The sequence below is a fragment of the Streptomyces sp. 1114.5 genome (genome assembly GCF_003635085.1).
In the GTDB taxonomy this organism is placed as follows: Bacteria; Actinomycetota; Actinomycetes; order Streptomycetales; family Streptomycetaceae; genus Kitasatospora.
The window spans coordinates 3,368,829-3,393,484 of the sequence record NZ_RBXE01000001.1 but is presented as its reverse complement, the minus strand read 5'-3'; the positions used below and the strand labels follow the sequence as shown (position 1 = coordinate 3,393,484).

Annotated in this window: 20 protein-coding genes; 13 read left to right on the top strand and 7 right to left on the bottom strand. The window is 74.5% G+C overall.

What is annotated here, in order from left to right; genetic code table 11:
- Positions 1 to 44: 44 nt before the first annotated feature.
- Entirely contained in the window at positions 45 to 1,616 is a 1,572-nt protein-coding gene (locus tag BX285_RS15080) for an alpha/beta hydrolase (RefSeq protein ID WP_097238449.1), read from the bottom strand.
- 75 nt (positions 1,617 to 1,691) lie between these two features.
- A complete protein-coding gene (moaA, locus tag BX285_RS15075; protein WP_097238448.1) occupies positions 1,692 to 2,696 on the bottom strand; it encodes a GTP 3',8-cyclase MoaA in 1,005 nt (334 codons plus the stop codon).
- Positions 2,697 to 2,825: 129 nt separating this feature from the next.
- Here moaA and BX285_RS15070 point away from each other — a divergent pair, with 129 nt between their 5' ends.
- The 5 genes from BX285_RS15070 to BX285_RS15050 all read left to right on the top strand — a co-directional run bounded on the left by BX285_RS15070 (position 2,826) and on the right by BX285_RS15050 (position 7,956).
- Positions 2,826 to 3,425 carry an NTP transferase domain-containing protein gene (locus tag BX285_RS15070; RefSeq protein WP_121177518.1) on the top strand — a complete coding sequence of 200 codons (600 nt, stop codon included), beginning with the start codon at positions 2,826 to 2,828 and terminating at the stop codon, positions 3,423 to 3,425.
- Positions 3,426 to 3,576: 151 nt separating this feature from the next.
- On the top strand, positions 3,577 to 4,431 hold the full coding sequence (locus tag BX285_RS15065) for a hypothetical protein (protein ID WP_257032839.1): 855 nt from the start codon (positions 3,577 to 3,579) through the stop codon (positions 4,429 to 4,431).
- Positions 4,432 to 4,632: 201 nt separating this feature from the next.
- Complete coding sequence (locus tag BX285_RS15060; protein ID WP_398900329.1) at positions 4,633 to 5,484, top strand: hypothetical protein; 852 nt, start codon at positions 4,633 to 4,635, stop codon at positions 5,482 to 5,484.
- A 161-nt stretch (positions 5,485 to 5,645) separates the two neighbouring features.
- Positions 5,646 to 6,599: a (2Fe-2S)-binding protein gene (locus tag BX285_RS15055; RefSeq protein WP_121175401.1), complete on the top strand. Its 954-nt coding sequence runs from the start codon at positions 5,646 to 5,648 to the stop codon at positions 6,597 to 6,599.
- Positions 6,600 to 6,813: 214 nt separating this feature from the next.
- Positions 6,814 to 7,956, top strand: coding sequence for a DUF2637 domain-containing protein (locus BX285_RS15050; RefSeq protein ID WP_097238446.1), 1,143 nt, complete (start codon positions 6,814 to 6,816; stop codon positions 7,954 to 7,956).
- 108 nt (positions 7,957 to 8,064) lie between these two features.
- Here the strand turns inward: BX285_RS15050 and BX285_RS15045 are convergent, their stop codons facing one another.
- From BX285_RS15045 to BX285_RS38370, 3 genes are all read right to left on the bottom strand, one after another.
- Entirely contained in the window at positions 8,065 to 9,699 is a 1,635-nt protein-coding gene (locus BX285_RS15045; protein ID WP_121175400.1) for a triacylglycerol lipase, read from the bottom strand.
- A 183-nt stretch (positions 9,700 to 9,882) separates the two neighbouring features.
- On the bottom strand, positions 9,883 to 12,024 hold the full coding sequence (locus BX285_RS15040; RefSeq protein WP_183107077.1) for a SpoIIE family protein phosphatase: 2,142 nt from the start codon (positions 12,022 to 12,024) through the stop codon (positions 9,883 to 9,885).
- Positions 12,025 to 12,545: 521 nt separating this feature from the next.
- Positions 12,546 to 13,160: an ATP-binding protein gene (locus BX285_RS38370; RefSeq protein ID WP_121175398.1), complete on the bottom strand. Its 615-nt coding sequence runs from the start codon at positions 13,158 to 13,160 to the stop codon at positions 12,546 to 12,548.
- A gap of 469 nt (positions 13,161 to 13,629) precedes the next feature.
- On the opposite strand from BX285_RS38370, the gene BX285_RS15030 reads away from it, so the two are divergent.
- The 4 genes from BX285_RS15030 (at position 13,630) to BX285_RS15015 (ending at position 17,837) form a co-directional block, all read left to right on the top strand.
- Positions 13,630 to 14,340 carry an urease subunit gamma gene (locus BX285_RS15030; protein WP_097238443.1) on the top strand — a complete coding sequence of 237 codons (711 nt, stop codon included), beginning with the start codon at positions 13,630 to 13,632 and terminating at the stop codon, positions 14,338 to 14,340.
- Positions 14,337 to 16,058 carry an urease subunit alpha gene (locus BX285_RS15025; protein WP_373560521.1) on the top strand — a complete coding sequence of 574 codons (1,722 nt, stop codon included), beginning with the start codon at positions 14,337 to 14,339 and terminating at the stop codon, positions 16,056 to 16,058. Before BX285_RS15030 ends, BX285_RS15025 begins: the two co-directional genes overlap by 4 nt.
- Before the next feature lie 48 nt (positions 16,059 to 16,106).
- Positions 16,107 to 17,156 (top strand): agmatine/peptidylarginine deiminase, encoded by a 1,050-nt coding sequence (locus BX285_RS15020; RefSeq protein WP_179852913.1) that lies wholly within the window; start codon positions 16,107 to 16,109, stop codon positions 17,154 to 17,156.
- 81 nt (positions 17,157 to 17,237) lie between these two features.
- A complete protein-coding gene (locus tag BX285_RS15015; protein WP_121175397.1) occupies positions 17,238 to 17,837 on the top strand; it encodes a TetR/AcrR family transcriptional regulator in 600 nt (199 codons plus the stop codon).
- Between the two features lie 509 nt (positions 17,838 to 18,346).
- Here the strand turns inward: BX285_RS15015 and BX285_RS15010 are convergent.
- Positions 18,347 to 19,978: a protein phosphatase 2C domain-containing protein gene (locus tag BX285_RS15010; protein WP_121175396.1), complete on the bottom strand. Its 1,632-nt coding sequence runs from the start codon at positions 19,976 to 19,978 to the stop codon at positions 18,347 to 18,349.
- 318 nt (positions 19,979 to 20,296) lie between these two features.
- On the opposite strand from BX285_RS15010, the gene BX285_RS15005 reads away from it, so the two are divergent.
- The 4 genes from BX285_RS15005 (at position 20,297) to pth (ending at position 23,153) form a co-directional block, all read left to right on the top strand.
- Positions 20,297 to 20,833 carry a hypothetical protein gene (locus BX285_RS15005; protein WP_147465165.1) on the top strand — a complete coding sequence of 179 codons (537 nt, stop codon included), beginning with the start codon at positions 20,297 to 20,299 and terminating at the stop codon, positions 20,831 to 20,833.
- 102 nt (positions 20,834 to 20,935) lie between these two features.
- Positions 20,936 to 21,601 carry a DUF3105 domain-containing protein gene (locus BX285_RS15000; RefSeq protein ID WP_097238438.1) on the top strand — a complete coding sequence of 222 codons (666 nt, stop codon included), beginning with the start codon at positions 20,936 to 20,938 and terminating at the stop codon, positions 21,599 to 21,601.
- 149 nt (positions 21,602 to 21,750) lie between these two features.
- Complete coding sequence (locus BX285_RS14995; protein WP_097240322.1) at positions 21,751 to 22,383, top strand: DUF305 domain-containing protein; 633 nt, start codon at positions 21,751 to 21,753, stop codon at positions 22,381 to 22,383.
- A 176-nt stretch (positions 22,384 to 22,559) separates the two neighbouring features.
- Positions 22,560 to 23,153, top strand: coding sequence for an aminoacyl-tRNA hydrolase (gene pth, locus BX285_RS14990; protein WP_121175394.1), 594 nt, complete (start codon positions 22,560 to 22,562; stop codon positions 23,151 to 23,153).
- Here the strand turns inward: pth and BX285_RS14985 are convergent.
- The gene (locus tag BX285_RS14985; protein WP_121175393.1) at positions 23,150 to 24,619 is read right to left on the bottom strand and encodes an MFS transporter; all 1,470 of its coding nucleotides are present in this window, start codon (positions 24,617 to 24,619) and stop codon (positions 23,150 to 23,152) included. The genes pth and BX285_RS14985 overlap by 4 nt on opposite strands.
- Between the last annotated feature and the right edge of the window lie 37 nt (positions 24,620 to 24,656).

Here is a 24,656-nt window from a genome sequence, read left to right as displayed (position 1 = left end):
TTCTCCCGTACCCGGGCGCGCCGGTACTCGGTCGGTCGTACGACTCAGTCGGACGCGCAGTGCGTTCCCGCCGCCGGCATCCGCCCGTCCACCAGGAAGTCGGTGACGGCCGCCCGGACGCAGTCGCTCTTGTCGTAGGCGGTGTGCCCGTCGCCGTCCCGGGTGAGCAGCACGCCGTGCTCCAGCCCGCCGGCCAGCCGCTGCGCCCACGGGTACGGGGTGACCGGGTCGCCGGTGGAGCCGACCACCAGGATCGGGGCGCTGCCGGGTGCCCGTACCGGGTGCGGCACCTCGGGCGAGCGGTACGGCCAGGTGCGGCAGTCCGGGTCGAGCAGGGTGGCCACGGGGGCGTGCCGGCTGGTCAGCGGGGCCCGGGTGGCGAGGTCGGCGAGGGCCGCGCGCTGTTCGGCCTCGGTGGGCGCCTGCGGGAGGTCGGCGCAGGAGATGGCGGCGTAGGCGTCGGCCGGGGTGTCGTACCGGCCGCCCTCCGTACGGCCGTTGACGCTGTCGGCGAGTTCGAGCAGGTCCCGGGCGTCGCCCCGGGTGACGGCGGGTTCGAGGACGTCGCGCACGTGGGGCCAGGAGCGGTGGCCGTCGGCGAGGGCGTCGAGGACGGCGGTCCAGGCGAGGGCGGCGGTGAGGGTGCGGCCGTCGGCGGTGTGCAGGGGGTGGTCGCGCAGGCCGTCGAGGAAGTCGGCGAGGCTGCGCGGGGCGGCGGCCGGGTCGGTGCCGAACGGGCAGCCGTCGCCCTGGTCTGTGGCGCAGTCGGCGGCGAAGGCCCGGAATCCGGCTTCGGCGGCGGCGGCCTGTTCGATGCCGAGCCGCAGCGGGTCGACGCTGTGCTCGACGGCGCCGTCGAGGACGAGCCGGCCGGTGCGGTCGGGGAACTCCTCGGCGTAGAGCGCGCCGAGGTGGGTGCCGTAGGAGAAGCCGAGGAAGTCGAGGCGGCGCTCGCCGAGGGCGCTGCGCAGCACGTCGAGGTCGCGGGCGGTGTCGCGGGTGCCGAGGTGCGGGAGCAGGTCGGCGTGCTGTGCGCGGCAGGCGTCGGCGAGGATCCGGCCGTGGTCGTAGGCCCGGTCGTCGGTGCTGTTCCATTCGTCGCGGGTCCGGTCGTCCAGGCAGTGGACGGGGGTGGTGTCCCCGGCGCCGCGCGGGTCGAAGCCGACCAGGTCGTAGCGGTCGTGCAGCGGCCCCTGGTAGCTCTGCCAGCCCCAACGGACCATGCGGGCACCGGAGTTGCCGGGGCCGCCGGGGTTGAGCAGGAGGCTGCCGAGCCGCCGGTCCGGGTCGGCGGCGGGCACCCGGGCGAGGGCGACGCCGACGGAGCGGCCGCCGGGGTCGGCGTAGTCGAGCGGGACGTCGAGGACGGCGCACTGGACGGTGGTGGCGTCCGGGTCGTCGGCGGCCTGGTCGGGGCAGGGCTGCCAGTCGATCCGCTGGTCGTAGAACGCGCGCAGGGCGGGGTCGGCGGTGGCGGCGACCCGTTCGTCCAGCGGGGGCGGCGGGGTGGCTGTTGCGCCCTTGCCGCCCGCGCCGGTACAGCCGCTCAGCAGGGCGAGGGCGGCGGCGAGGGCGGGCAGGGTGCGCTGGGAGAACCGGGAGATCAACGGGGCCACCGCCCACGAATACCACCCGTCCGGTGCCCGGGTCACATCGCGCCCACCCGCGCACCGCCAGGCCGGAACGTTTCCTCAGCCGCCGATGGCCGACATCGGACGCTCGGGCCGGACGAACTCCGCGCTGCCGATGGCGTGTCCTGGCCCCTTGCCCGCCACCGACACCCGCCAGGCCGCCTCGATCGCCGCATCGTCCGCGCCGCCGCGCAGCAGCGCCCGCAGATCCGACTCCTCGGTGGCGAACAGGCAGTTGCGCAGCTGCCCGTCCGCGGTCAGCCGCACCCGGTCGCAGCCCCCGCAGAACGGCCGGGTCACCGAGGCGATCACCCCGATCACCGCCTCCGTCCCCGCGATCCGCCACTCCTCCGCCGGAGCGCTCGGTGCACTGCCGTCCCGCCCGATCGGCACCAGCTCGAAGCGCTCGCCCAAGGCGGCCAGGATCTCCTGCGCCGTGACCATCGCCGTCCGGTCCCACGCCCCCTGCGCGTCCAGCGGCATGGACTCGATGAACCGCATCCGATACCCGTGCCCCACCGCGAACTCGGCCAGCGCGACGATCTCGTCCTCGTTCACCCCCCGCACCGGCACCGCGTTCACCTTCACCGGCCCCAGCCCGGCCGACTGCGCCGCCGCCAGCCCCGCCAGCACGTCGGCCAGCCGGTCCCGCCGGGTGATCGCCGCGAAGCGCTCCGGCCGCAGGGTGTCGAGGCTGACGTTCACCCGCCCCAGCCCGGCCTCCCGCAGGGCGACCGCCGTACGCGCCAGGCCGATCCCGTTGGTCGTCAGCGACACCTCGACGCCCAGGGCCGCGATGCGCCCGACCAGCCCCACCAGGCCCCGCCGCAGCAACGGCTCCCCGCCGGTCAGCCGTACCGAGGCGATGCCGAGCCGTTCGACGGCGATCCGCACCAACCGCACCACCTCGTCGTCGCCCAGCACCTCGGTCCGGGCCAGCCAGTCCAGGCCCTCCGCCGGCATGCAGTACGTGCAGCGCAGGTTGCAGCGGTCGGTCAGGGAGACCCGCAGATCGGTGTGGACCCGGCCGAAGCGGTCCACCAGCGGGTGCGGTGCGGTGTTCATCGCCCCAGTACAGGCGGCCGCCGCCCACAGGACCAGCGGCCGAACCGCCGGGGAGCGGCCGCCACCTGCGGCTTCCCCTTGTGGATTCACACAATGCGCGACCCCCTGCGGTACCGGCAGGCTGGGCCCATGCAGAACACTCAGGCCGTCGCCGCCCTGGTGCTCGCCGCCGGGGGCGGGCGCCGCCTCGGCGGGCGGCCCAAGGCGCTGATCCGGTACGGGGGCCGGCCGCTGGTGGAGCACGCGGTGGCGGTGCTCCGGGCCGGCGGCTGCCCGGACGTCACGGTGGTGCTGGGCGCGGAGGGCGAGCGGGTACGGGCCACCGCGCACCTGCCGGGCTGCCGCCTGGTGACCAACCCGGACTGGGCGGGCGGCATGGGCTCCTCGCTGCGGGCCGGCCTGGCCGCCGTGGCACCGAACGCCCCGGCGGTGCTGGTGATGCTGGTGGACACCCCGGGGGTCACCCCGGCCGCGGTGGCCCGGCTGCTGGCCGCGCACCGGGCGGGCGCCGAGCTGGCCGCGGCGGCCTACCACGGGCGGCGCGGCCACCCGGTGCTGATCGGCGCCCGCCACCTCGCCGAGGCGGCCGCGGGCGCCTCCGGCGACGCCGGCGCCCGCGCCCTGCTGACGGCGCACGCGGCGGAGGTGGTCCTGGTCGAGTGCGCCGACGTCGCCGTCCCGGACGACCTCGACACCCCCGCCGACCTGGCCCGCTGGTCCGCCGGCTGACCCTCCCCCGTGCGGGGGAGGCGGCCCCGCCCTCGAAGGACGGCCGTCCCTGATCCATCCCTGAGGATTGCCCCATTCCGCGCCCCCCGCCCGACATTTCGGGGAGCATGGGAATCGTCCCAGCCACCGACACCGACGGACGGAGCCCGCGATGGCCGCACTGCCCGATGACTTCACCGGACACGACCCCACGCGGCCGGGGGCGGGCGGTGGCGCCCGGGCGATCCGCTGCCCCGCCTGCCGCCGCGAGCACCTGTACGAACCGCCCTCGCTGCCCTGCCCCTGTGGCGCCTCGCTGAAGGTGCCGCTGCTGCGCGGCGGGGTGCCGGTGCAGGTGCGCTTCCGCTCCTGGGAGGACTCCTGGCTGAACATGCGCTGCCCGCACTGCGGCCGCTCCGACCAGTGGCCGCAGCCCGAGTTCACCTGCAACTGCGGCGCCACCGTCCGGCTGCCGGTGGACCGCGCCACCCGGCTGGGCAGCGGTACGGCCGCGCCGATCGCCGCCCCCGGCCCGCACTCCGCCCGCCCCCAGCCGGCCCACCCGATGGGCGCGCCGGTGCCCGCCCCGCCCGTACCGCCCGGCGCCACCGGCGGCCGCTCCCGCCCGTTCCGCCACCGCTCGCCGTTCCGCCCGCACCCGGTGCGCACCTCGCAGGACGCGGTGTTCACCGCCGCCCGCTACCTGGAGTGGCTGGGCTTCGACGACCTGGAGCTGACCGAGGCCCAGGAACGCGACGGCGTGACCCTGTTGGGCAGCCGGATGGTCGCCCAGGTGGACACCTGGACCGAGCCGGCCGACGTGAAGTCGGTCGAGTGCCTGTGGCTGCAGACCCTGCACGCCGAGGAGATGGCCGCCGCGATGTTCACTCTCGCGGGCTATTCGCACCAGGCCACCGTGCGCGGTGAGCAGCTGCTGGTCGCCCTGTTCAGCCTGGACCTGGCCGGCGTGCCGCAGCCCGCGAACGGCGCAGCCGAGGCCCTGATGGAGACCGGCTGGACGTCCTGACCGCCGGGACGCACCTCTAGATCATTTCCTCCACAAAAGCAACAACCTCCGCTCGTGATCTGGTGCACAAGCTCACCCCCGTGTTGAATTGCCGCCACAGCGCGGGCCTTTCGCCCTGCCGTTGCCATGCGCACGGTCGTGGCGGCAGGGCCCCAGGGGCAGGTCCGTGCCCTGCCGGATGGCGCACACAAGGAGGTGGCGTTGTCGGAGCACGGATGGGGCCCGAGCGGCCCGAACGGCCCGGACGGGCAGGGGCGGGCGGCAGCGGAGGAGCCGGGCGACACCGTGTGGCGGCTGAGGTCCCGGGGGTGCTGGCAGGAGGCCGCCGAACTGCTGCGCCCGGCCGCCGAACAGGAGCCGGCCGCAGCCCTCGGGCGGGCTGAACTCCTCATCGAGCAGTGCCTGTTCACCGCCGCGCACTGGACCCAGGCGGAGCAGGCGCTGCGCCTGGCGGAGGCGCAGGCGGCCGGCACCGAGCAGCGTGCGGCCGCCGCCTGCGCCCGCGGCTTCCTCGCCTACGTGGCCAGCGTGCTCGGCCCGCGGGACCGGCTGGACGAGGCTCAGGCCGCGCTCGGGCGCACCTCGGCCCTGCTGCCACCGGACGCGCCGGGCCGCCCGCTGCTGGACTTCCGGCGCGGGCTGGTCGCCGAGAACCTTTTGCGCGACCGCAGCGCCGCCTGGATCGCCTACCGGCGGGCGCACGACGGCGCCGGCGAGCGCGGCGACGAGCTGCTGCGCTCGTACACCTGGCGCCACCTGGCGGCGCTGGCGCTCTCCCGGGGGGACCGCGGGCACGCCCGGGAGGGCTTCGACGCCTCGCTGCGGCTGCGCGAGCAACTCGGCTTCACGGTGGGGGTGGCGCCGGCGCTCGCGGCGCTCGCGGAGGTGTCCGAGCCGGCCGAGGCCGCGCGGTTGCGCGCCGAGGCGGCCCGGCTGGTGCACGCGCTGGGCGGGGTGCCGGTCTGGCTGGCGCGGCAACTGGCCTCCGGCCGTGCGCCGGTGGCTCCCCCGGACGGGCGCATCACCACCGAGACCGGGGGAACAATCAGCTAAGGTGAGCCTAACCTGGCCGGGGCGAGCAGTGCCCCGGCCGGGTCGCCTTGCCGTTCCCCGGGCACCGCCATGCCCCGGTCCGGTCGGGCCCGGCGCCACCACCCCCGCCGGGACCGACCGGGCGGTCATGGGCGGCCCCGGTCGACCCGATGGGGCCGTCCATGACCGCGAGCAGCACCAAGCCCGGCCCCACGCCGTGCGCCCCCCGCAGCACGGGGGCGCACGCCCCCGCCCCCGCACCGGCCGCCTCCACCCCGGGCGCCCCCTCGTACCACCGGCTGACCAGGCTCTCCCCCGTCCTCGGCGTGCGCTGCGCCCCGCCCCGACGCGGCGGCGGCTGGCTGCCCGCGGCCGACCTCACCGCCCGCCCCGAGGCGGTGTGCGAACTGATCGCCCACGACGCCCGCCAGGGCCTGGCCCGCTACGGCCGGCCGCTGCGCCCGGACGTCGCGGCCGGCTTCGGGCTGCACCGCTTCGTCTGGCCGGTCTCCCTGCTGTTCACCCTGCCGTGGTTCCTGGAGCGGCGCGTCCCGCTGCTCGCCCTCGGGGACGTCTCGCTGCGCCGGCGCACCGACACGGTCGAACTGACGGTCCGTCCGACCGGGTTCGCCTGCCTTCCGGGCGACCCGGCGTCCGGCTCGCCGCAGGCCCGTACGGCGGCGGACGAGCAGGCGCTGGCCGCCGAACTGCGGTGCGCGCTGGGCGGGTTCCTGGCGCCGGTGCTGTCCGCCTTCGGTCCGCAGGTGCGGCGCGGGCCCCGGGTGCTGTGGGCGATGGCCACGGACGCCGTGGTGGAGGGCCTCTGGTACGCGGGCGGGCTGCTCGGGGAGCGGGACCGGGCGCGCGCCGAGCTGTCCGCGCTGCTGGCGCCCGGCGAGCCCGCGCACGCGCCGGGTCGGCCCGGCGCGTGCGGGGACCCCGCTCCCGCCCCGGCCCCCTTCACCCCGGGCGCCGGCTTCGCACCCCCGGCGCCCGGCCGCGGCGGTGCTTCGACCGCCCGGGGAGCCGGCGAGGACGCTTCGGGCACGGACCGGGCCCGGGCCAGTTGCTGCCTCGTGTACACCGTGGAGCCGCGGGACATGTGCGGCGGCTGCCCGCGCGTCATGCGACGTTGACGAATGGCCGTGCGATTCCAGATCCGGAAAGCCCGGAATTTCAGGAACAATCCGCATTGAATCGATAAGAAAATAGGATTGTTGCTGGGTCAGAAATCCCTCTCCCCAGCGCATTGACGGTGAATCGGCCATTCGCCCGCCGAGCATCCGCCATGATGGTCCCCGCCGTCACGGCGCAGGAACTCGACGCAGGAAAGCGAGGCTGGTTCCGGCGATGAAATTGTCCGACATACCGCTCGGGTGGGCCGTCACCGTGGTCGCGGGGCTGCTGGTCAGCGCGCTCCTGGTGGCCCTGCTCCGCAGCCGGGGATCCACCTCCGCCGGTGGCACGGATTCCTGGGAGCGCTCCGAGGAACGGCGCCACCGCAAGGAATCCCTGTACGGCGCCGCCTCGTACACGCTGCTGTTCTGCTGTGCCGGTGTCGCCGCCGCGCTCTCCTTCCACGGACTGGTCGGCTTCGGCGTCCAGAACCTGGGCCTGTCCGGCGGCTGGGAGTACCTCGTCCCGTTCGGCCTGGACGGCGCCGCGATGTTCTGCTCGGTGCTCGCCGTGCGCGAGGCCAGCCACGGTGACGCGGCGCTCGGTTCCCGGCTGCTGGTCTGGCTCTTCGCCGGCGCCTCGGCCTGGTTCAACTGGGTGCACGCCCCGCGCGGCTTCGGCCACGCCGGCGCCCCCCAGTTCTTCTCCGGGATGTCCCTCTCGGCGGCGATCCTGTTCGACCGGGCGCTCAAGCAGACCCGCCGGGCCGCGCTGCGCGAGCAGGGCCTGGTGCCCCGCCCGCTGCCGCAGATCCGCATCGTCCGCTGGCTGCGCGCCCCCCGCGAGACCTACGCGGCCTGGTCACTGATGCTGCTGGAGAACGTCCGCAGCCTGGACGAGGCGGTGGACGAGGTCCGCGAGGAGAAGCGGGAGCGCGCCCTGGAGAAGGAGCGCCGCAAGCTGGCCGGGCGCCGCGAGCGGGCCGAGATCCGGGCGATCAACCGCTCCACCGGCGGCTGGCGGCGCAGCGGCGTCGCCCGGCAGCTGGAGTCCGGCTCGGAGTCCGCCATAGCCGGCGGCCCCGGGGCCGAACGGCCCGCCGCGGCCGAACTGCCCGGGGCGGAGCGGCCGGCCGTGGAGCGGCCCGGGGCGGAGCGCCCCGGGTTGGAACGGCCGCAGGCCGAACGGCCCGGCGCCGAGCGGGCGTCCGCGCCGCGCGAGGTCGAGGCCGCCGAGGGCAAGGTCGTCCAGCCCGGCCTGCCGGCCCGTCCGGAGCGTCGCACCATCGACCTCACGGTGGAGGAGGACACCGTCACGCTGCCCCGGCTCGACTCCCTGGAGCGCAAGCTGAAGGACCTGGAGCAGCAGTTCGGCTGACGCCGCGTGCTGCCCGGCGTTGGCAGGTCAGCCGGCACAGGCGTACCGACCGGCACAGTCGGGCCGACCGGCCAGGCCCCCGGCCTTCCGGGGGCCGGTCTCCCGCGGTCACTCCCAGACCGCGGGCCGGAGGACGAGCGCCGCGTCGGCGCCGAGGAGCCGGCCCGCACTCGGCGGCAGGGGCACCGTCACCGCGTCCTGCTCCGGGTCGAGCGGGCTGGTGCCCACGGGGTCGCGGTCGGCGATCGCGGTCGGCAGCTGGGAGTTCCAGACGGCCCAGAGCCGCAGCTCGCCCTTGGGGTCGTCGCTCTCGTGCCCCACGTCGACGATCAACGTGTCGTCCCAGTCCGCGGTCTGGGCGAGGTGGTCGCGCCAGAACAGCAGCCCGTGCTCCTCGGTCAGCCGGGAGACCTTGAGGTGCAGCGCGTAGCGGGACGGCGGCGAGACCGGCCCGTTGCCGCCGTCGGCGGGCGACAACAGCGGATCGAGGAGGAAGACGGTGGTCAGCGGGACGGCGGCGCCCTCGGGCCCTGACTGCAGCAGGACGGGGCAGTAGTGCGCCGCCAGCTGCTGGTGCAGCACCACGGGCAGCCCGCGGACCGACAGCTGCAGCTCGCCCTGCCAGAAGGAGCGCCGGCCGTCGACCTCGGACGGGTCGGGGTCCAGGCCCGCCAGCTCGATCGCCACCCGCTTGCGGCCGAACAGGAAGCGGCGCAGATTCTGGTACCCCTCCTCGGAGTTGACCAGACCGTAGCGACCGGAATGCGAGCGGTGAACGTACGCCCGGTGCGCGCCCTCCACCCAGGCGTTGCGGATCGCCACCAGGCCGTCACTCTGCGGGCCGACGACCTTCCGGGAGGGGCCGTAGTCGCCGGGGTCGGTGCCGACGACGCAGAAGACGCGGTCGACGTCGAAGACCTCGGGCGGGATCCGGTTCGCCTGCCAGCCCTCCGGGGCCTCGGTGCCGTACTCGACGCCCGGCACCAGGTAGCCGTACATCATCTCGGGCGAGAAGATGTCGGATCCGACCGGGCCGAGGTCCTCCATGAACTCGTCGAGCAGGCCGCCGCCGACGGCGAAGGTGATCCCGCCGTGCGGCGTGCCGTAGGTGAACAGCCGGTCGACCAGGTCCTTTCCGGGGACGGTGGGCCGGAAGTCGCCGAAGCTGTCGTAGGACCACTTCTGCAGCATGCTGCGGCAGACCAGGCCGCCCATCGAGTGGGCGATCAGGTCGACCTTCTCCGCGCCCGTCTTCTCCCGGACCAGCCGGACGAGTTCGTACAGGTCCCTGGCCGCCGCCTCGATGTCGAAGTCGACGGCCCGGCTGCCGAAGGTGTCCGCGGAGGCGTCGTAGAAGCGGTGGATCCAGACGGTCGCCGGGTCCACCGACCCGGCCGCGCAGGACCGCAGGTACGACTTGGGGTCACCGGCCACCAGCGGGTGGTAACCGTCCTCGGCGAACAGCCGCAGCAGCGGGCTCTCGAACTGGTAGTACTGGGCGGTGCCGTCGCCGCCGACCCGGATGTGGGTCGAGCCGTCGTTGAAGCCGTAGAACGGGTCGTCGACCTGCTTGTCGATGCCGCTGGTGCCGCCGGCGAAGCCGCGGACGTAGATCAGCGGGAGGCGGGCGACGCCCTCGGGGGCGTAGCGGGGCTCGACCGGCTGCCGTTGCGGGGGCGGCAGCGGGATCGTGGGGGACGCGACGGCCTCGCCGTCGGTGTGGTGATGGAAGATCGACACCATGGCGTGATCCTCGTCGGCAGTGGTCGTGGCTGCCCGCCTCGGGTCGGCGAGCCCGAGCCCGAGCCACACACCCTCGTCGGCTGCCGGGACGCGCCGGGGCGCGTGACCTGTCTTCAGGTTCGCACCCGCGACCGCGTTTCGTCCAGGGCCGCACCTTCTGCCCGGGCGCTGCCCGGGGACCGTCTAAGCTGCCGCCCCGCTGAGCTCGAACCACATCCGCTTGCCGGATCCGCGCGGCTCCACGCCCCAGGCGTCCGCCAGTGCCTCAACCAGCATCAAGCCGCGCCCGGAGGAGGCCTGTTCGCCCGGCGTCCGGCGGGTCGGCCACAGGTCCGACTCGTCCTCCACCTCGACCCGCAGCCGGGCCCGCCCGCCGTCGGCCTCCGGCTCCCGGTAGAGGCGCGCAGTGAACATGGCGTCACGGTCCGTGTGCCGGATGGCGTTGGTGACCAGCTCGGACGAGAGCAGTTCGGCCGTGTCGATGAACTCGGCGACGCCCCAGCGGCGCAGCGCGTCGCGCAGCTCGGCCCGCACCTCGGCGACCCGGGCCAGGTCGGCCTGGCCGATCCGGCGGCGCAGCTGCTGCGCGGCGAGGCCGCCCGCCGGGCCGTCCCAGCGCAGGAGCAGCAGCGCTATGTCGTCCTCGCGCTCGCTGGAGTCGGCGGCCTGGGAGGCGATCCGGTCGGCCAGCTCCTCCAGCGGGTCGCGGGGCGCCTGCGCGGCGGACGGCAGCGGACGTGCCAGCGCCCGGGTCAGCCGGGCCACGCCCTCGTCCAGGTCCATGCCGCGCGCCTCGACCAGGCCGTCGGTGCAGAGCAGCACGGTCTCGCCCGGGTCCAGGCTGAACCGGGTGACCCGGTACTCCTGGTCCGGGTCGATGCCCAGCGGCAGCCCGCCCGCGACCGGCACCACGGCGGCGGTGCCGTCGGCGCGGCGCACCACCGGGTCGAGGTGGCCGGCCCGTACGGCGTACACCACGCCGTAGTCGACGTTGACCTCGGCGTAGGTGCAGGTCGCGAAGTGGTCGGTGTCCAGGTCGGCGAGGAAGCGGGAGGCGCGGGCCATCACGGCGGCGGGCGGGTGGCCCTCGGCCGCGTAGGCGCGCAGCGCGATCCGCAGCTGGCCCATGATCCCGGCGGCGTGCACGTCGTGGCCCTGGACGTCGCCGATCACCAGGCCGACGTGCCCGCCGGGCAACGGCACCACGTCGTACCAGTCGCCGCCGATCTGCAGGCCGGAGCCGGCCGCGAGGTAGCGCACGGCGGTGGTCACGCCCGGCACGGACGGGACGGTGCGCGGCAGCATCACCCGCTGCAGGCCGGCCGCCAGCTCGTGCTCGGCGTCGTGCAGCCGGGCCCGGGCCAGCGACTGGGCGACCAGCCCGCCCAGGGTGGTCAGCAGGGTGCGCTCGTCCGCGTCCAGCTCGCGCTCGTCGTCGAAGCTGACCACGCAGACGCCGATCGCCCGGCCGCTGGCCACCAGCGGCAGGTACGCCCAGGAGCCGCGGCCGGTGCGGTCGGCCTGCTCCCAGACCTCGGGGTAGCGGCCGCGGAAGTCCTCGCGGGTGGAGACGAACACCGGGGTGCGGTGGCGCAGCGCTTCGGCGGCCGGGTGGCCGCTCGGCAGCACGGTGCGGTCCCAGACCGCGAGAGCCTCGGCGTGGTAGCCGGAGGCGCCGAGGATCTGCGCCCGGCCGGCCTCGAAGGAGGCCAGCACCAGACCGTCCGGCGGCAGCCCGGGCAGCGGCAGTTCGGTGAAGACCCGGGCCACGTCACGGACGGTGACGGCTTCGGAGAGGGCGCGCGCCGCCTCCTTGATGAACCGGGAGCGCTCCTCGCGCAGCAGGGCCATCCGGTCGGCGTGGTCGCGCTTGTGCAGTTCGACGGTGGCGTCCCAGACGAAGCCCACCATCCGGGAGGCGCGGCCGAAGGCGTCGGCGAGCACCCGGCCGCGGAAGCGCACCGCGCGCATGGTGCCGTTCGGCCCGATGGTGCGGTAGTAGGCGCCGCACTGGCCCAGCTCGGCCACCGCGCGCTCGACCCGGCGACGCACCACCGGCGCGTCCTCGGGGTGCAGCAGGGCCAGGAAGGAGGCGGCGGTGCGGTCGAAGCGGCCCAGCGCCGGGCCTTCCAGTCCGATGATCGTGCAGGCGCGCTGGTCGCCCTCCAGGACGTCGCGGCGGATGTCCCAGTCGAAGGAGCCGATGCCGTTGGCGGCCATCGCCGGCTCCAGCCAGTCCGGCATGGTGTCGGCGGAGGCGGGCGGCAGTCCGCCGGACAGCACGGGCGCCAGGCGGGCGGCGGCGAGGCTGGGGGACGGGCGCATCGCGGAGGTCCGCCGGGTCGGCTGGGCGGGCGGCCGGGGCTCTACGGTCCTGGGTTCCACGGCGCGCGGCTCTCCGGTCCTGGGTTCTGCGGTCCTGGGCTCTGGGGTGCGCGGCTCGGCGACTCGCGGCTCGGCGGCGGACGTGCCGGAAGGGAGCGCCGGCCCCGGCGACTCGGGCTCAGTGGGCATGCTGCTCCTGCCGCTGCCGTGGCGGACCGCGCCGACCGTCCGGCCGGGCCGCGTGGCGATGTGATGGGTCGTGCTGGATGGGACGGTGCCGGCGGACGGTGGTCAGTCGAGGTTCGGTCTCCCCGCTGCTTCCCGCACGTGGACACACAGTCCCACCATCCTGGCCAATGTTCCGTCGAGCGGCAATGCCGACGGGCCGGAAATCTTCCGCTCCGCCTTCTGTTCAGGGCTTCCTTCGACAGCGAATCAATCGGTTGCGAACAATCGTACGACCGCGGGAACCGGACCCGAAGCGGCCGGAGTCGGCCCGGGTCGGACGGGGTCGGCCGGACTCAGGGCAGGGTGAGTTCGAACCAGGTGACCTTGCCGTCGCCTCTCAGCTGCACCCCCCAGGCGTCGGCGAGCGCCTCCACCAGCAGCAACCCGCGCCCCGAGGTCGCGTACTCGGCCTCCGGATCACGCCGACAGCCGGGCAGCCGGCTCGTCCCGTCGTGCACCTCGATCCGCAGCCGGTGGTCCGAGCCGAGCACCGCGTCGAAGACCGCGCCCTTGCCGGTGTGCACCAGAGCGTTGGTGACCAGCTCGGAGGAGAGCAGCTCGGCGGTGTCGGACAGCTCCGGCACCCCCCAGTGACTCAGCGCCGAACGCAGCCGCCGCCGGACGGCACCCACCGCGACCAGGTCGGCCGGGTCGAGCGCGAGGTGCAGCCGCCGGTGCAGCGCACAGCCGGGGGCCGGCGCGCCCGGCAGGGCCGTGTCGGTCGCTCCGGCCGTCCCGCTCGTGCCGCCCGTACCGGCCGGGCTGCTCGGACCGGCCGTGGCGCTCGTGCCGGCCGTACCCGCCGGGCCGGTCGTGCCGGCGGCGCCGACCGGGCCCTGGGCCGGCCCGGACCGGTAGGCGTCGCCCGAACTCGTCCGCTGCCGCGGGAATCGCGACTGACCGTCCATCACCACATTCCCCCGCCCTGGAATCCGGGCCCCCGCCTCCGGATCCCCCGCCGGCCGGGTGGCCCCCTCGATCTGACCACCAATCCTCATGCCCAGTTGACGGCGTTTGCAACAGTGTGCGTCCGATCACGTGGGGTGAAAGGGGCACGGGGAGGTTCGCGTGATCCAACTGCCCGCGCCGGACAGGTTTGCGAAGCGCAGCGGCCGTTTTCGAAGCCACCGCCCCTCGGTTCCGCGCACACCCGGCGCCCGTACGAGCCGTGCGCCCGGCTGCGCGCCCCCGCCGCACGCCGGGGCCCTCACCCCCCTCCCCCGCCCAGGGAGCCGAACCCGCGCGGACCGGCAAGGCTGGACAGGGCGGCCCGGTCCGGGTTCAATGACCCCAGATGTTTGAACGGCGTTCTAACATCATCCGGAAGGCTTCGAGTACCCGAGCCGCCCCTCCCCCGGCAACCGCGAGCGAGGAACCGTGCGACTGACCCCCACCGAGCGGGACCGGCTGCTGATCTTCACAGCAGCCGAACTGGCCCGCGCCCGCCGAGCCCGGGGCGTACGCCTCAACATCCCCGAGGCCACCGCCCTGATCGCGGACACCGTCTGCGAGGCCGCCCGCGACGGCCGGCGCCTGGCCGAGGCCATCGAGGCCGGCCGCTCCGTGCTGACCGCCGACGACGTCCTGCCCGGCGTGCCGGACGTGGTCACCGTCGTCCAGGTCGAGGCCGTCTTCGAGGACGGCACCCGCCTCGCCGTCGTCAACGATCCCTTCAAGGGCGCCGGCTCACTCGGCGACGAGGCCCCCGGCGGCGCGCTGATCGGCGACGGCGCCGGCTACGACCCGGTCGAGGAGACCCTGCTGCTCCCCGTCCACAACACCTCCGGGGTGCCGATCTCGGTCACCTCGCACTTCCACTTCTTCGAGGCCAACCCGCGCCTCGCCTTCGACCGCGCCGCCGCCTACGGCACCCACCTCGCCGTCCCGGCCGGCTCCTCGGTGCGCTTCGACCCGGGCGCCACCGTCGAGGTCGGCCTGGTGCCGATCGGCGGCGAACGGGTCGCGATCGGCTTCGCCGGGCTCGTGGACGGCCCCCTGGACGCGCCCGGCGCGAAAGAGTCCGCCCTCGCGAAGGCCCGCGCGACCGGCTACCTGACCAGCTTCGACGACTCGGAGGTGCCCTCGTGAGTGCGATCACCCCGCACGACTACATCTCCGTCCACGGCCCGCGCGCCGGGGACCGGATCCGGCTCGGCGACAGCGGCCTGATCGTCCGGGTCGAGTCCGACTCCCAGGCGCCCGGCGACGAGTTCCTGGCCGGCTTCGGCAAGACCGCCCGCGACGGCCTGCACCTCAAGCCCGCCGCCGTCCGCGACACCTGCGACGTCGTGATCAGCAACGTCCTGGTCATCGACGCGATCCAGGGCATCCGCAAGACGTCCATCGGTCTGATCGGCGGCCGGATCGCCTCGATCGGCCGGGCCGGCAACCCGGACACCCTCGACGGCGTGGACGTGGTCGTCGGCACCGGCACCACGATCGTCTCCGGCGAGGGCATGATCGCCACCGCCGGCGCCATCGACACCCACGTCCACCTGCTCTCGCCGCGGATCATGGAGGCCTCGCTGGCCTCCGGCGTCACCACCATCATCGGCCAGGAGTTCGGCCCGGTCTGGGGCGTCGGCGTCAACTCCCCGTGGGCGCTGCGCCACGCCTTCAACGCCTTCGACGCCTGGCCGGTCAACATCGGCTTCCTGGGCCGCGGTTCGTCCTCCGACGCGGCCCCGCTGGTCGAGGCCCTGGCCGAGGGCGGCGCGTCCGGCTTCAAGGTGCACGAGGACATGGGCGCGCACACCCGCGCGCTGGACACCGCACTGCGGGTCGCCGAGGAGTACGACGTCCAAGTCGCCCTGCACACCGACGGGTTGAACGAGTGCCTGTCGGTCGAGGACACCCTGAAGGTACTGGAGGGCCGGACCATCCACGCCTTCCACATCGAGGGCTGCGGCGGCGGCCACGTCCCCAACGTGCTGAAGATGGCGGGCGTGCCGAACGTCATCGGCTCCTCCACCAACCCCACCCTGCCGTTCGGCCGGGACGCGCTCGGCGAGCACTTCGGCATGATCGTCTCCGCGCACGACCTCAAGGTCGACCTGCCCGGCGACGCCGCGATGGCCCGCGACCGCATCCGGGCCGGCACCATGGGCGCCGAGGACGTGCTGCACGACCTCGGGGTCATCGGCATCACCTCCTCCGACGCCCAGGGCATGGGCCGGGCCGGCGAGACGGTGCGCCGCACCTTCGCCATGGCCGGCAAGATGAAGGCCGAACTCGGCCCGCTCGACGGCGCCGGCTCGTACGGGACGACGGAGAACGGCGACGACAACGAGCGGGTGCTGCGCTACATCGCCAAGCTCACCATCAACCCCGCCATCGCCCACGGCCTTTCGCACGAGGTCGGCTCGATCGAGATCGGCAAGCTCGCCGACATCGTGCTCTGGCGCCCGGACCACTTCGGCGCCAAGCCGCAGCTCGTCCTCAAGGCCGGTTTCCCCGCGTACGGCGTGGTCGGCGACCCCAACGCCTCCACCGACCGTTGCGAACCCCTCGTCCTGGGGCCGCAGTTCGGTGCCCACGGCGCGACCGCCGCCGACATCTCGGTGGCCTTCGTCGCCCAGGCCGCCGCCGACGGCGCCTACCTCGACCGCCCCGCCGACGGGCTGCCCACCCGCCGCCGCCGCGTCGGCGTCCGGGGCACCCGCGGCATCGGGCCGCGCGACATGGTGCGCAACGCCCGCGTCGGCCACGTCGAGGTCACCGAGACCGGGCTGGTCTCCCTGGACGGCTCGCCGCTGCGCTCCGAACCGGCCGACAGCGTCTCGCTCAGCCGCCTCTACTTCCTCTGATCCTCCCTCGTCTTCCGCGCCCTCCCGCGTTCTCCCCCATAGGACTTGATGATGACCACCCCCACGCCCGCCTCCCTCGGCTACCGGATGCCCGCCGAGTGGCACCCGCACGACCGCACCTGGATGGCCTTCCCGACCGCCAACCCCACCTTCGAGACCCCCGAGCAGCTGCACGCGGGCCGCGAGGCCTGGGCCGCCGTCGCCAACACCATCGTCCGGTACGAGCCGGTGACGCTGATCGTCAACACCGGTGAGACGGCCGAGGCGCGCAAGTACGTCTCCGAGCAGGTCGAGATCGTCGAGCGGCCGCTGGACGACGCCTGGATGCGCGACATCGGCCCGTCCTTCCTGATCGACGGCAAGGGCTCGCTGGCCGCCGCCGACTGGATCTTCAACGGCTGGGGCGCGCAGTCCTGGGCCCGCTGGGACAAGGACCAGCACATCGCCGAGCACATCAGCGAACTGACGGAGGTCCAGCGCTTCGCCTCCCGGCTGATCAACGAGGGCGGCGGCATCCACGTCGACGGCGAGGGCACGGTGCTCGTCACCGAGACCGTCCAGCTCGGCGAGGGACGCAACGCCGACTGGACCAAGGAGGAGGTCGAGGCCGAGCTGCACGCCTTCCTCGGCACCACCAAGGCGATCTGGCTGCCGCGCGGACTCACCCGCGACTACGACGAGTTCGGCACCCGCGGGCACATCGACATCGTCGCCTCCTTCGTCCGCCCGGGCGTCGTGGTCGCCCACGTCCAGCCCGACCCGTCCCACCCGGACCACGAGGTCTGCCAGGAGCTCGTCGCCATCCTGCGCGCCTCCACGGACGCCCAGGGCCGCCGGCTTGAGGTCATCGAACTGCCTGCCCCCACCGTCCTCCTGGACGAGGACGGCGAGCCGGTCGACTACTCCTACATCAACCACTACGTGGCCAACGGCGCCGTCATCCTGTGCGCCTTCGCCGACCCGCGCGACCAGGAGGCCGCCGCCATCCTCGGCCGCGCCTACCCGGGCCGCACCGTCGAACTCGTCGACGCCCGCGAGATCTTCGCCAACGGCGGCGGCATCCACTGCATCACCCAGCAGCAGCCGAAGGCACTCTGACGCCCGTCGCTGCCGGAGCGGGGGCCCGTCCCCCGCTCCGGTAGTCTTCGAACCTCCGTTCCACCGAGGGAGAGCACGCACATGGCGGACCCCCGCCCGCGCCGGCCGGCACGCCCCCGCGAGGAGGTCTTCGCCACCGCCCGGGCCGCGATCGCCGAACACGGGCTCGCCAAACTCACCATGGCCGGGCTCGGCAAGCAGCTCCAGATGAGCGCCGGACACCTGCTCTACTACTTCGGCAGCAAGGACCAGCTGCTGCTGGAAACCCTCCGCTGGAGCGAGGACCAGCTCGGCGCCCGCCGCCGCGACGCCCTCGCCGACCACACCCTCGACCCCTGGCAGCGCCTCGACGCCTACCTGCGCCTCTACCTGCCGGAGGGCGCGGGCGACCCGCGGTGGATCCTCTGGGTCGAGGTGTGGGGCCGCTCCCCGACGAGCGCCGAGATCCGCCAGGGGCAGCAGGAGATCGAGGCGCCGTGGCAGGCCGACCTGGTCGCCCTCATCGAGGAGGGCACCGCCACCGGCCACTTCACCCCGGGCCCGGCCGCCGACCGCGCCCTCCAGATCCGCGCCCTCCTCGACGGCCTCGCCGTCCCCATCGCCATCGGCCTCCCCGACACCCACCCCCCGACCGCCCTCACCCAAGCCACCGCCGTCACCACCATCCTCCTGCGCGCCTGACCCCACCCCGATGGCCCCCCGAGTGCCCACCCCCTCGGGAAAATATGCAGACCGGCCTACTGATTCCCCCCGCAGCCGCCGCCCACCGGCACCGGCACCAGAAGTCGGCCCGGCCGACTTCCTGCGCAGCCGTCCGCCGGAGGGCAGGAATATGCAGGCCGGTCTACAGATTTCCTCGCGGCCGCAACTCTGCTTGTGCACGAGAAGTCGGCCCGGCCGACTTCCTATGCGACCAGCCGGCTCGGCAGGAAAGAAATATGCAGACCGGTCTACTGATTACACGGGCTGGGCGGCGAGCCCGCACCAGAAGTCGGGCGGGCCGACTTCCTGCGCGGGGCGGGCGGCCACCATCCCGGGAAAAATATGCAGACCGGTCTACAGATTTTTACCTTGGGGCCGGCCGGACACCGGAAGAGGCGCGTCCGCCGCAGGGTGAGGTCCGTGCGTGAGAAGTCGGGTGGGCCGACTTCTCGTGCGCGCGGGCGGTGTAGGGCGGTGTGGGGCTTCGGTCATTCGGTCCAGATGGCGGCGGCGGTGCGGTCGTCGGCGTAGCCCTTGGCCCGGACCTGGACCTGGCGCAGGAAGTCGATGGTGCCCGGGGGGTGGGGGTGGGTCCAGTGGGTGGAGAGGAAGTGGGCGACGGCGGGCTCGTCGGCGATCGGGGCGGCCAGGCCAGGGGTGCAGAGGAGCAGGATGTCGCCCGGGGTCGCGGGGACCAGCCGGAAGCGGAACGGACGCGGGTCCGGGACCGGCGCCTCGGCGACCGGCGGCTGCCCGTCCGGGTGGTGCAGCAGGCGGGCGGCGTACGCGTCGATCCAGTGCCCCGCGCGCAGCAGGTACAGCCCGCCCGGGCCGACGCCGAACGCCGCACGGTAGCCCGCCGCCGGGTCCAGCGACACCATCAGGCAGTGCAGCGCGGCCGGGGACTGCGGGTCGCCCCCTTCCTCCCGGGGCGCCAGCGCCCGCAGCGGGGCGGCGGCGCTGGTCGCCAGCCGCTGGAGGCCGTACCGGAGCCGGTCCCGGGCGCCGTCGCGCAGGTCGGCGGCCAGTCCGGCCCGGCTTCGCCCGATCGCGGCGGCGAGTTGGCGGCAGGCTTCGTCGGCGGCGACGGCGACGGCCTCCGCGGTGACCGCGTCCTCCGCCGCTCCGCCCGTACGGTCGAAGCCGCCGAGGACGGCGAGCAGCAGTCCGTCGGGGCCGTCGCCGAACCGGGTGACGAGCAGGGAGTCCCGCCGCGGCTCGCCCCGGTAGCGCGCGGAGTCGCCGCGGACGGAGACGGCGCGCAGCACGGACGGACCGTACTGCGCCCCCTCCAGCACGGTGTCCGGTACGAGGCCGCGCAGCGAGCCCGGGTCCGCCTCCGGGACGGCCGTCGGCTCGGGGCCGTACGTCGGGGGTCGCTCGCCGACGTGCGGCACAGGGGCGCCGCCGTCGGCGAGCGGGGCACGGACGGCCAACCGGGGGTCGGGAATGGTGGCGGTGGCGGGGGCCGGGGCGGTGGGCTGCACCGGTTCCGGGTCGGGCTCCGGCACCGGCGCGTGGTCGGGCTCGGGTTCCGGGGCCAGGTCGGGGGCGGGGACGGGGGCCTCAAGGGCCTCGGGCGCTTCGGGCGCTTCAGGTACGTCGGGTGCTTCGGGTGCTTCAGGTACGTCGGGTGCTTCGGGCACCTGAGGCGGTTCGGGCTTCTGCAGGGAGATCGGCTCCGGCTCCGGCTCCGGCTCCGGCGCCGCCACGGGCTCGGGCGCGTCGTCCGCGAAGGAGGGTGCCCGGAACTGGTGGGTCTCCGTGGACGTCCGCTGGCGTCCGATGCCCTCCGCCCCGCCGATCACTCCGACCGCGGTGTCGAACCAGTCGTCGATGCTGTCCCGGCCGTCCGGCTCCGGCACCACCACCTCGGGCACCGCCACCGGCTCAGGCCCAGGCCCAGGCCCCGGCTCCGGCTCCGGCTCAGCCGCCGGCTCCTCCCCCGACCGCTGCTGCCCGATGAGCCCGGCTGCCGTGTCGAACCAGTCGTCCACGCTGCCGTCCCCCGGGTCGGCGTCCGGTGTGTCGGGGAGGGTGCCCGCCGGGCCGTCGTAGACGGTGTCCCACCAGCCGTCGTCGGGCCGGGGCGGCTGTGCGGGTGCACCCTGCTTGCTCATCTGGCGGCTCCTGGTGGGTCCGGTGGTCGCGCCGCCCCCGGCGGGCCGGGCTCGACGTCATTGTTCTCCACGTGCAACGACCCTGTCCGGGTTTCGGCGACAACCGGTCACCCTTGGGAACATCCCGGCCACCCCGCCGACCTGCCGGTTCGTCGTCCGCGCCGCGGGGGCGTCACCGCATCGTTCGTTTCCGTTCCGTCCGTGCTTGCCGGATGTGCCCGGAGCAAGGTGTTTCCTGGTCATCCGGGCGTACGGGCCCCTGAAAATGAGGGCCGATGGGGGGCATCGCTTCACTCGTTCGGCTGATTAAATGTCCGCATGACCGCGTCGGCCCCCAGCTTGCCCCGACCGGGGAGGGCCGCACCGGCGGGCCGCCCGGTGGGTGCGCTGTTGGTCCTGCTGCTCGGCGCGCTGCTGGCGGTGCTGCCCTGCGCCGGTCAGGCGAAGGCGGTGGACGGGTCCGCCGGTCCGGTGCCGGCCGCGGCCCCGGCCAGTGCCGTGACCGTCGTCAGTGTGGTCAGCGTGCAGGTCGCCACCGGACAGGCGCCCCACGCCGACCCCGCCGCGCCGGCCACCAGGCCCGCCAAGGCCGCGAAGCTCGCGGAGGACCAGGGCCAGGGCCACTGGATCCTCTGTACCGCCGACGGCCAGCCCCCGCGCAACAACGGCTGCTCCAGCCACCCGTACTGCTCGCAGGACGCCCAGCTGCCGAACCCGCCGCCGCAGCCGCAGCCCGCCGTGTCACCCCGCACCCCGGCCGCGCCCGAGGCGCTGCCCCGGGTGGTGCCCGCCGGTCTGCTGGACGGTTCGCACCCGGCACCCGATCTGCACGAGCTCCAGGTCCACCGGTCCTGAGCGGAACCCACCGCCGGCCCCGCCGCCGACGGATCCGCCCCTCCCCTCCTTCCAGCTGACCGCCGCCACCGACCGGTGCGCGGCGGAGACAAGGACACCACCATGGGTTCCGCCTCCAAGCAGTCCAACAAGTCCGGCGGCAAGCAGGCCGGCCTCGACCGTCGCGCTCGGATCGCCGAGCTGCGCGCCGCAGAGCAGCGCCGCGACCGCCGCAACAAGGTCGTCGCCTCGGTGGCGGCCGGCGTGCTGGTGATCGCCGCGATCGCCACCGGCACCTGGGTCGTCATGGACCAGAACCAGAAGAAGAAGGACAAGGAAGCCGCCGCCAACGCGGACATCCCGGGCGTGAAGACCTTCGGCGACCTGGGCCGCACCCACGTCAAGGAGAAGGTCAACTACCCGATGACCCCGCCGGTCGGCGGCGACCACAACGCGGTCTGGCTGGACTGCATGGGCCACGTCTACGACCAGCCGGTCGAGAACGAGCGCGCCGTCCACTCGCTGGAGCACGGCGCGGTCTGGGTGACGTACAACGGCAAGGCCACGCCGGAGGACATCAAGACCCTGTCCGACAAGGTCAAGACCACCCCGTACTCGCTGATGAGCCCGTACCCGGACGAGCAGGGCACCATCACCCTGAACGCCTGGAGCACCCAGCTGGTCGTGGACAGCGCCAGCGACCCCCGGGTGAACCAGTTCTTCACCAAGTACGTCCAGGGCAAGCAGACCCAGGAGCCGGGCGCCTCCTGCACCATGGGGCAGATGTGACCGCCGACGCGGGCCGCCCGGGCGACTCCGGATCCGCCGGTACCTCCGGGTCCGCCGGGTCCGCTGCCGAGGACGCCGTCGCGACCGCTGCGGCGGCCGTCACCGAGGCCGCCACCGCCGAGGGCCCGGCCAGGTCCGCGCGCCGCCGCCTGTGGTGGCCGGCCGCGCTGGCCGCCGCCGTGGCGCTGGCGCTCGGGGTGCCGGCCCTGGTGGCGAGCGGGACCTCGGCCTCCGGCTCCTCCTCGCTGTCCGTTCCGGCGGACGACTCGCCCGAGGCCGGTTTCGCCCGCGACATGGCGACCCACCACCAGCAGGCGGTGGACCTGTCGTTCGCCGTCCGGGACCGCACCTCCGACGAGCCGACCCGCACCCTGGCCTTCGACATCATCAACACCCAGGCCAACCAGCGCGGCATGATGATGGGCTGGCTGGACCAGTGGGGGCTGCCGCAGCACTCGGTCGCCAAGCCGATGGCCTGGATGCAGATGGGCCACGACTACCAGGCGCACGACGGTTCGCTGATGCCCGGCATGGCCACCAACGCCCAGATCGCGAAGCTGCGTTCGCTCAGCGGGCGGGACGCCGAGGTGTACTACCTGCAGCTGATGATCGAGCACCACAAGGGCGGCGTCGAGATGGCCCAGGGCTACGTGGACCTGGCCAGGAACGACGCCGAGAAGCGGCTCGCCCAGTCGATGGTGGTCGCCCAGACCTCGGAGCTGGAGCTGATGACCGACATGCTCAAGGAGCGCGGCGCCGCCCCCGGCGTGCCCGCCTCCTGAGCCGGCGCAGCCCGTACCGGCGCAGCCCGTACCGGCTCACCGCCTGCTGCCGGCTCAGCCCGCTCCGGCGCACCCTTTCGCGTTCCCCGGACGGCCGGGGCGCGGCCGACGGTCCCGTACCGTCCGCGCCGTGCCCCGGCCGTCCGCCGTTCCCGCCCCCTTACGGAGTACCGCGCATGACCCCTGACGCCCCCTGGCTGATCGCCGGACTGGGCAACCCCGGCCCGTGGTTCCGGCTGACCCGGCACAACGCGGGCTTCCTCGCCGCGGACCGGCTGGCCGAGCGGCACGGCGTCCGCTTCCGGCGCAGCGGAATCGCCACCCGGCTCGCGGAGTTCGAGGTCGACGGCCACCGGGTGCTGCTGGCGAAGCCGCTGTGGTTCATCAACCTGTCCGGCCGCCCGGTGGCCGCGCTGCTGCGCCGCCACGGCGTGCCGGTCGAGCGGCTGGTGGTCGTGCAGGACGACCTGGACTTCGCGTTCGGCTCCGCCCGGCTCAAGCGCGGCGGCGGCCCCGGCGGCCACAACGGCGTGCGCTCGGTCGGCGAGGTGCTCGGCACCCGCGACTTCATCCGGCTGCGCTTCGGCATCGGACGCCCGCCCAAGGGGCAGAGCATCGGCGACTTCGTGCTGAAGAAGTTCTCGGACGACGAACTCGCCGCACTGCCGGGTGAGTTGGACCGCTGCGCGGATGCCCTGGAGACCCTGGTCCGGCTCGGCCTGAACCGGGCCCAGGACACCCTCAACGCGCCCACCGCGCCGACCGCCTAACGACGAGCCGTACGGACCGTACGAACGGCGCGGGCCGGCCGGGTGAGGAGGGCGGCTGCCGCCGCGACCACGGCGAGGACGAACAGCACCGTCCGTCCACCGGACGCCGCGCCCGCCAGGTGGACACCGAGGACGGACAGCGCCATCCCGAGGGCCGTACCGAGGCTGCGCGCCATGTTCACCATGCCGCCGCCGACCGCCGAGCACTCCGCCGGTATCGCCCGCATCACCAGCGCGTTGTTGGCAGGCAGCAGCAGGCCCAGCCCGTAGCCGGCGACCAGCAGCGGGCCCGCGGCCACCGCCGAGGCCGGCAGCAACGCGAACAGCAGCAGGCCGGTGGCCGCGACGGCCGCGCCGAGGCGGCACCGGGTGACGTCCGACCAGTCGCGGGGCAGCAGCCCGCCGCCGACCGTCGCGGCGAGGGCGAAGGCGGCGGGCAGCAGGGTGACCACCAGGCCGGCGCGGGCCGTCGACACCCCTGCGTCGGCGAGCAGTACGGGGCCCAGCACGAGCGGGCAGAACAGGAGCAGGTAGCCGATCAGCGCCACCACCAGGCCGGACCGCACTCCCGGGGTGTTGACCAGTCCCGGCGCCAGGATCGGCCGGGCGGCCCGCCGTTCCTGGTGAACCAGTGCGGCGGTGAGCACGGCGGCGACGATCAGCAGGGCGGCGACCGCCCAGCCGGGCAGGGGCAGGCCGGAGGCGGTGGACAGGGCGAGCAGGAGTGCCGTGGTCGCGCCGGTGAGCAGCAACATGCCGGGCAGGTCGAAGCGGGCGTCGCCCCGTCTGCGCCGCGCCGCACCGCCCGTCCGGGGCCCGGGTACGGGGGCCGGGCCGTCGGTCCGGGTGCGGGGCAGCAGGTACCAGCCGGCCAGGATGCCGAGCACGGCGATCGGCACGTTCACCCAGAACACCCACTGCCACGAGGCGCGTTCGACCAGCAGTCCGCCGAGGCTCGGCCCGAGCGCCAGTCCGAGGCCCTGCGCGGAGGCCTGGATGCCGAGCGCACGCCGCATCGCGTGCCCGGGGACGCCGCGGGCGACCAGGGCGACGCTGTTGGCCTGCATCATCGCGGCGCCGACGGCCTGGACGGCGCGGCACCCGACCAGGATCCAGAGGCTGCCCGCGAATCCCGCGCCGAGCGAGGAGAGGCCGAAGACGGCGAAGCCGCCGATGTACATCGTCTTGCGGCCGACCAGGTCGGACAGCCAGCCGATCGGGGCGAGCAGGGCGACCAGGACGAGCAGGTAGGCGAGGGCGACCCACTCGACGGCGGCGAAGCCCACGTCGAAGTGGCGGCCGATGGCGGGGAAGACCAGGGCGATGACGCTGGCGTCGAGCTGGCCGAGGAAGGCACCGAGACACACCGTGCCGACGGCCAGCCAGTGGGCGTGTCGCCAGCCGGCGATGCCACGCGGCCGGGGCCGCTCGGTGAGCAGCCGTACGGCAAGGGCAGTGGCGTTCATGGGACAAATATATCGGATGCAGATATGTTCTTTCTAC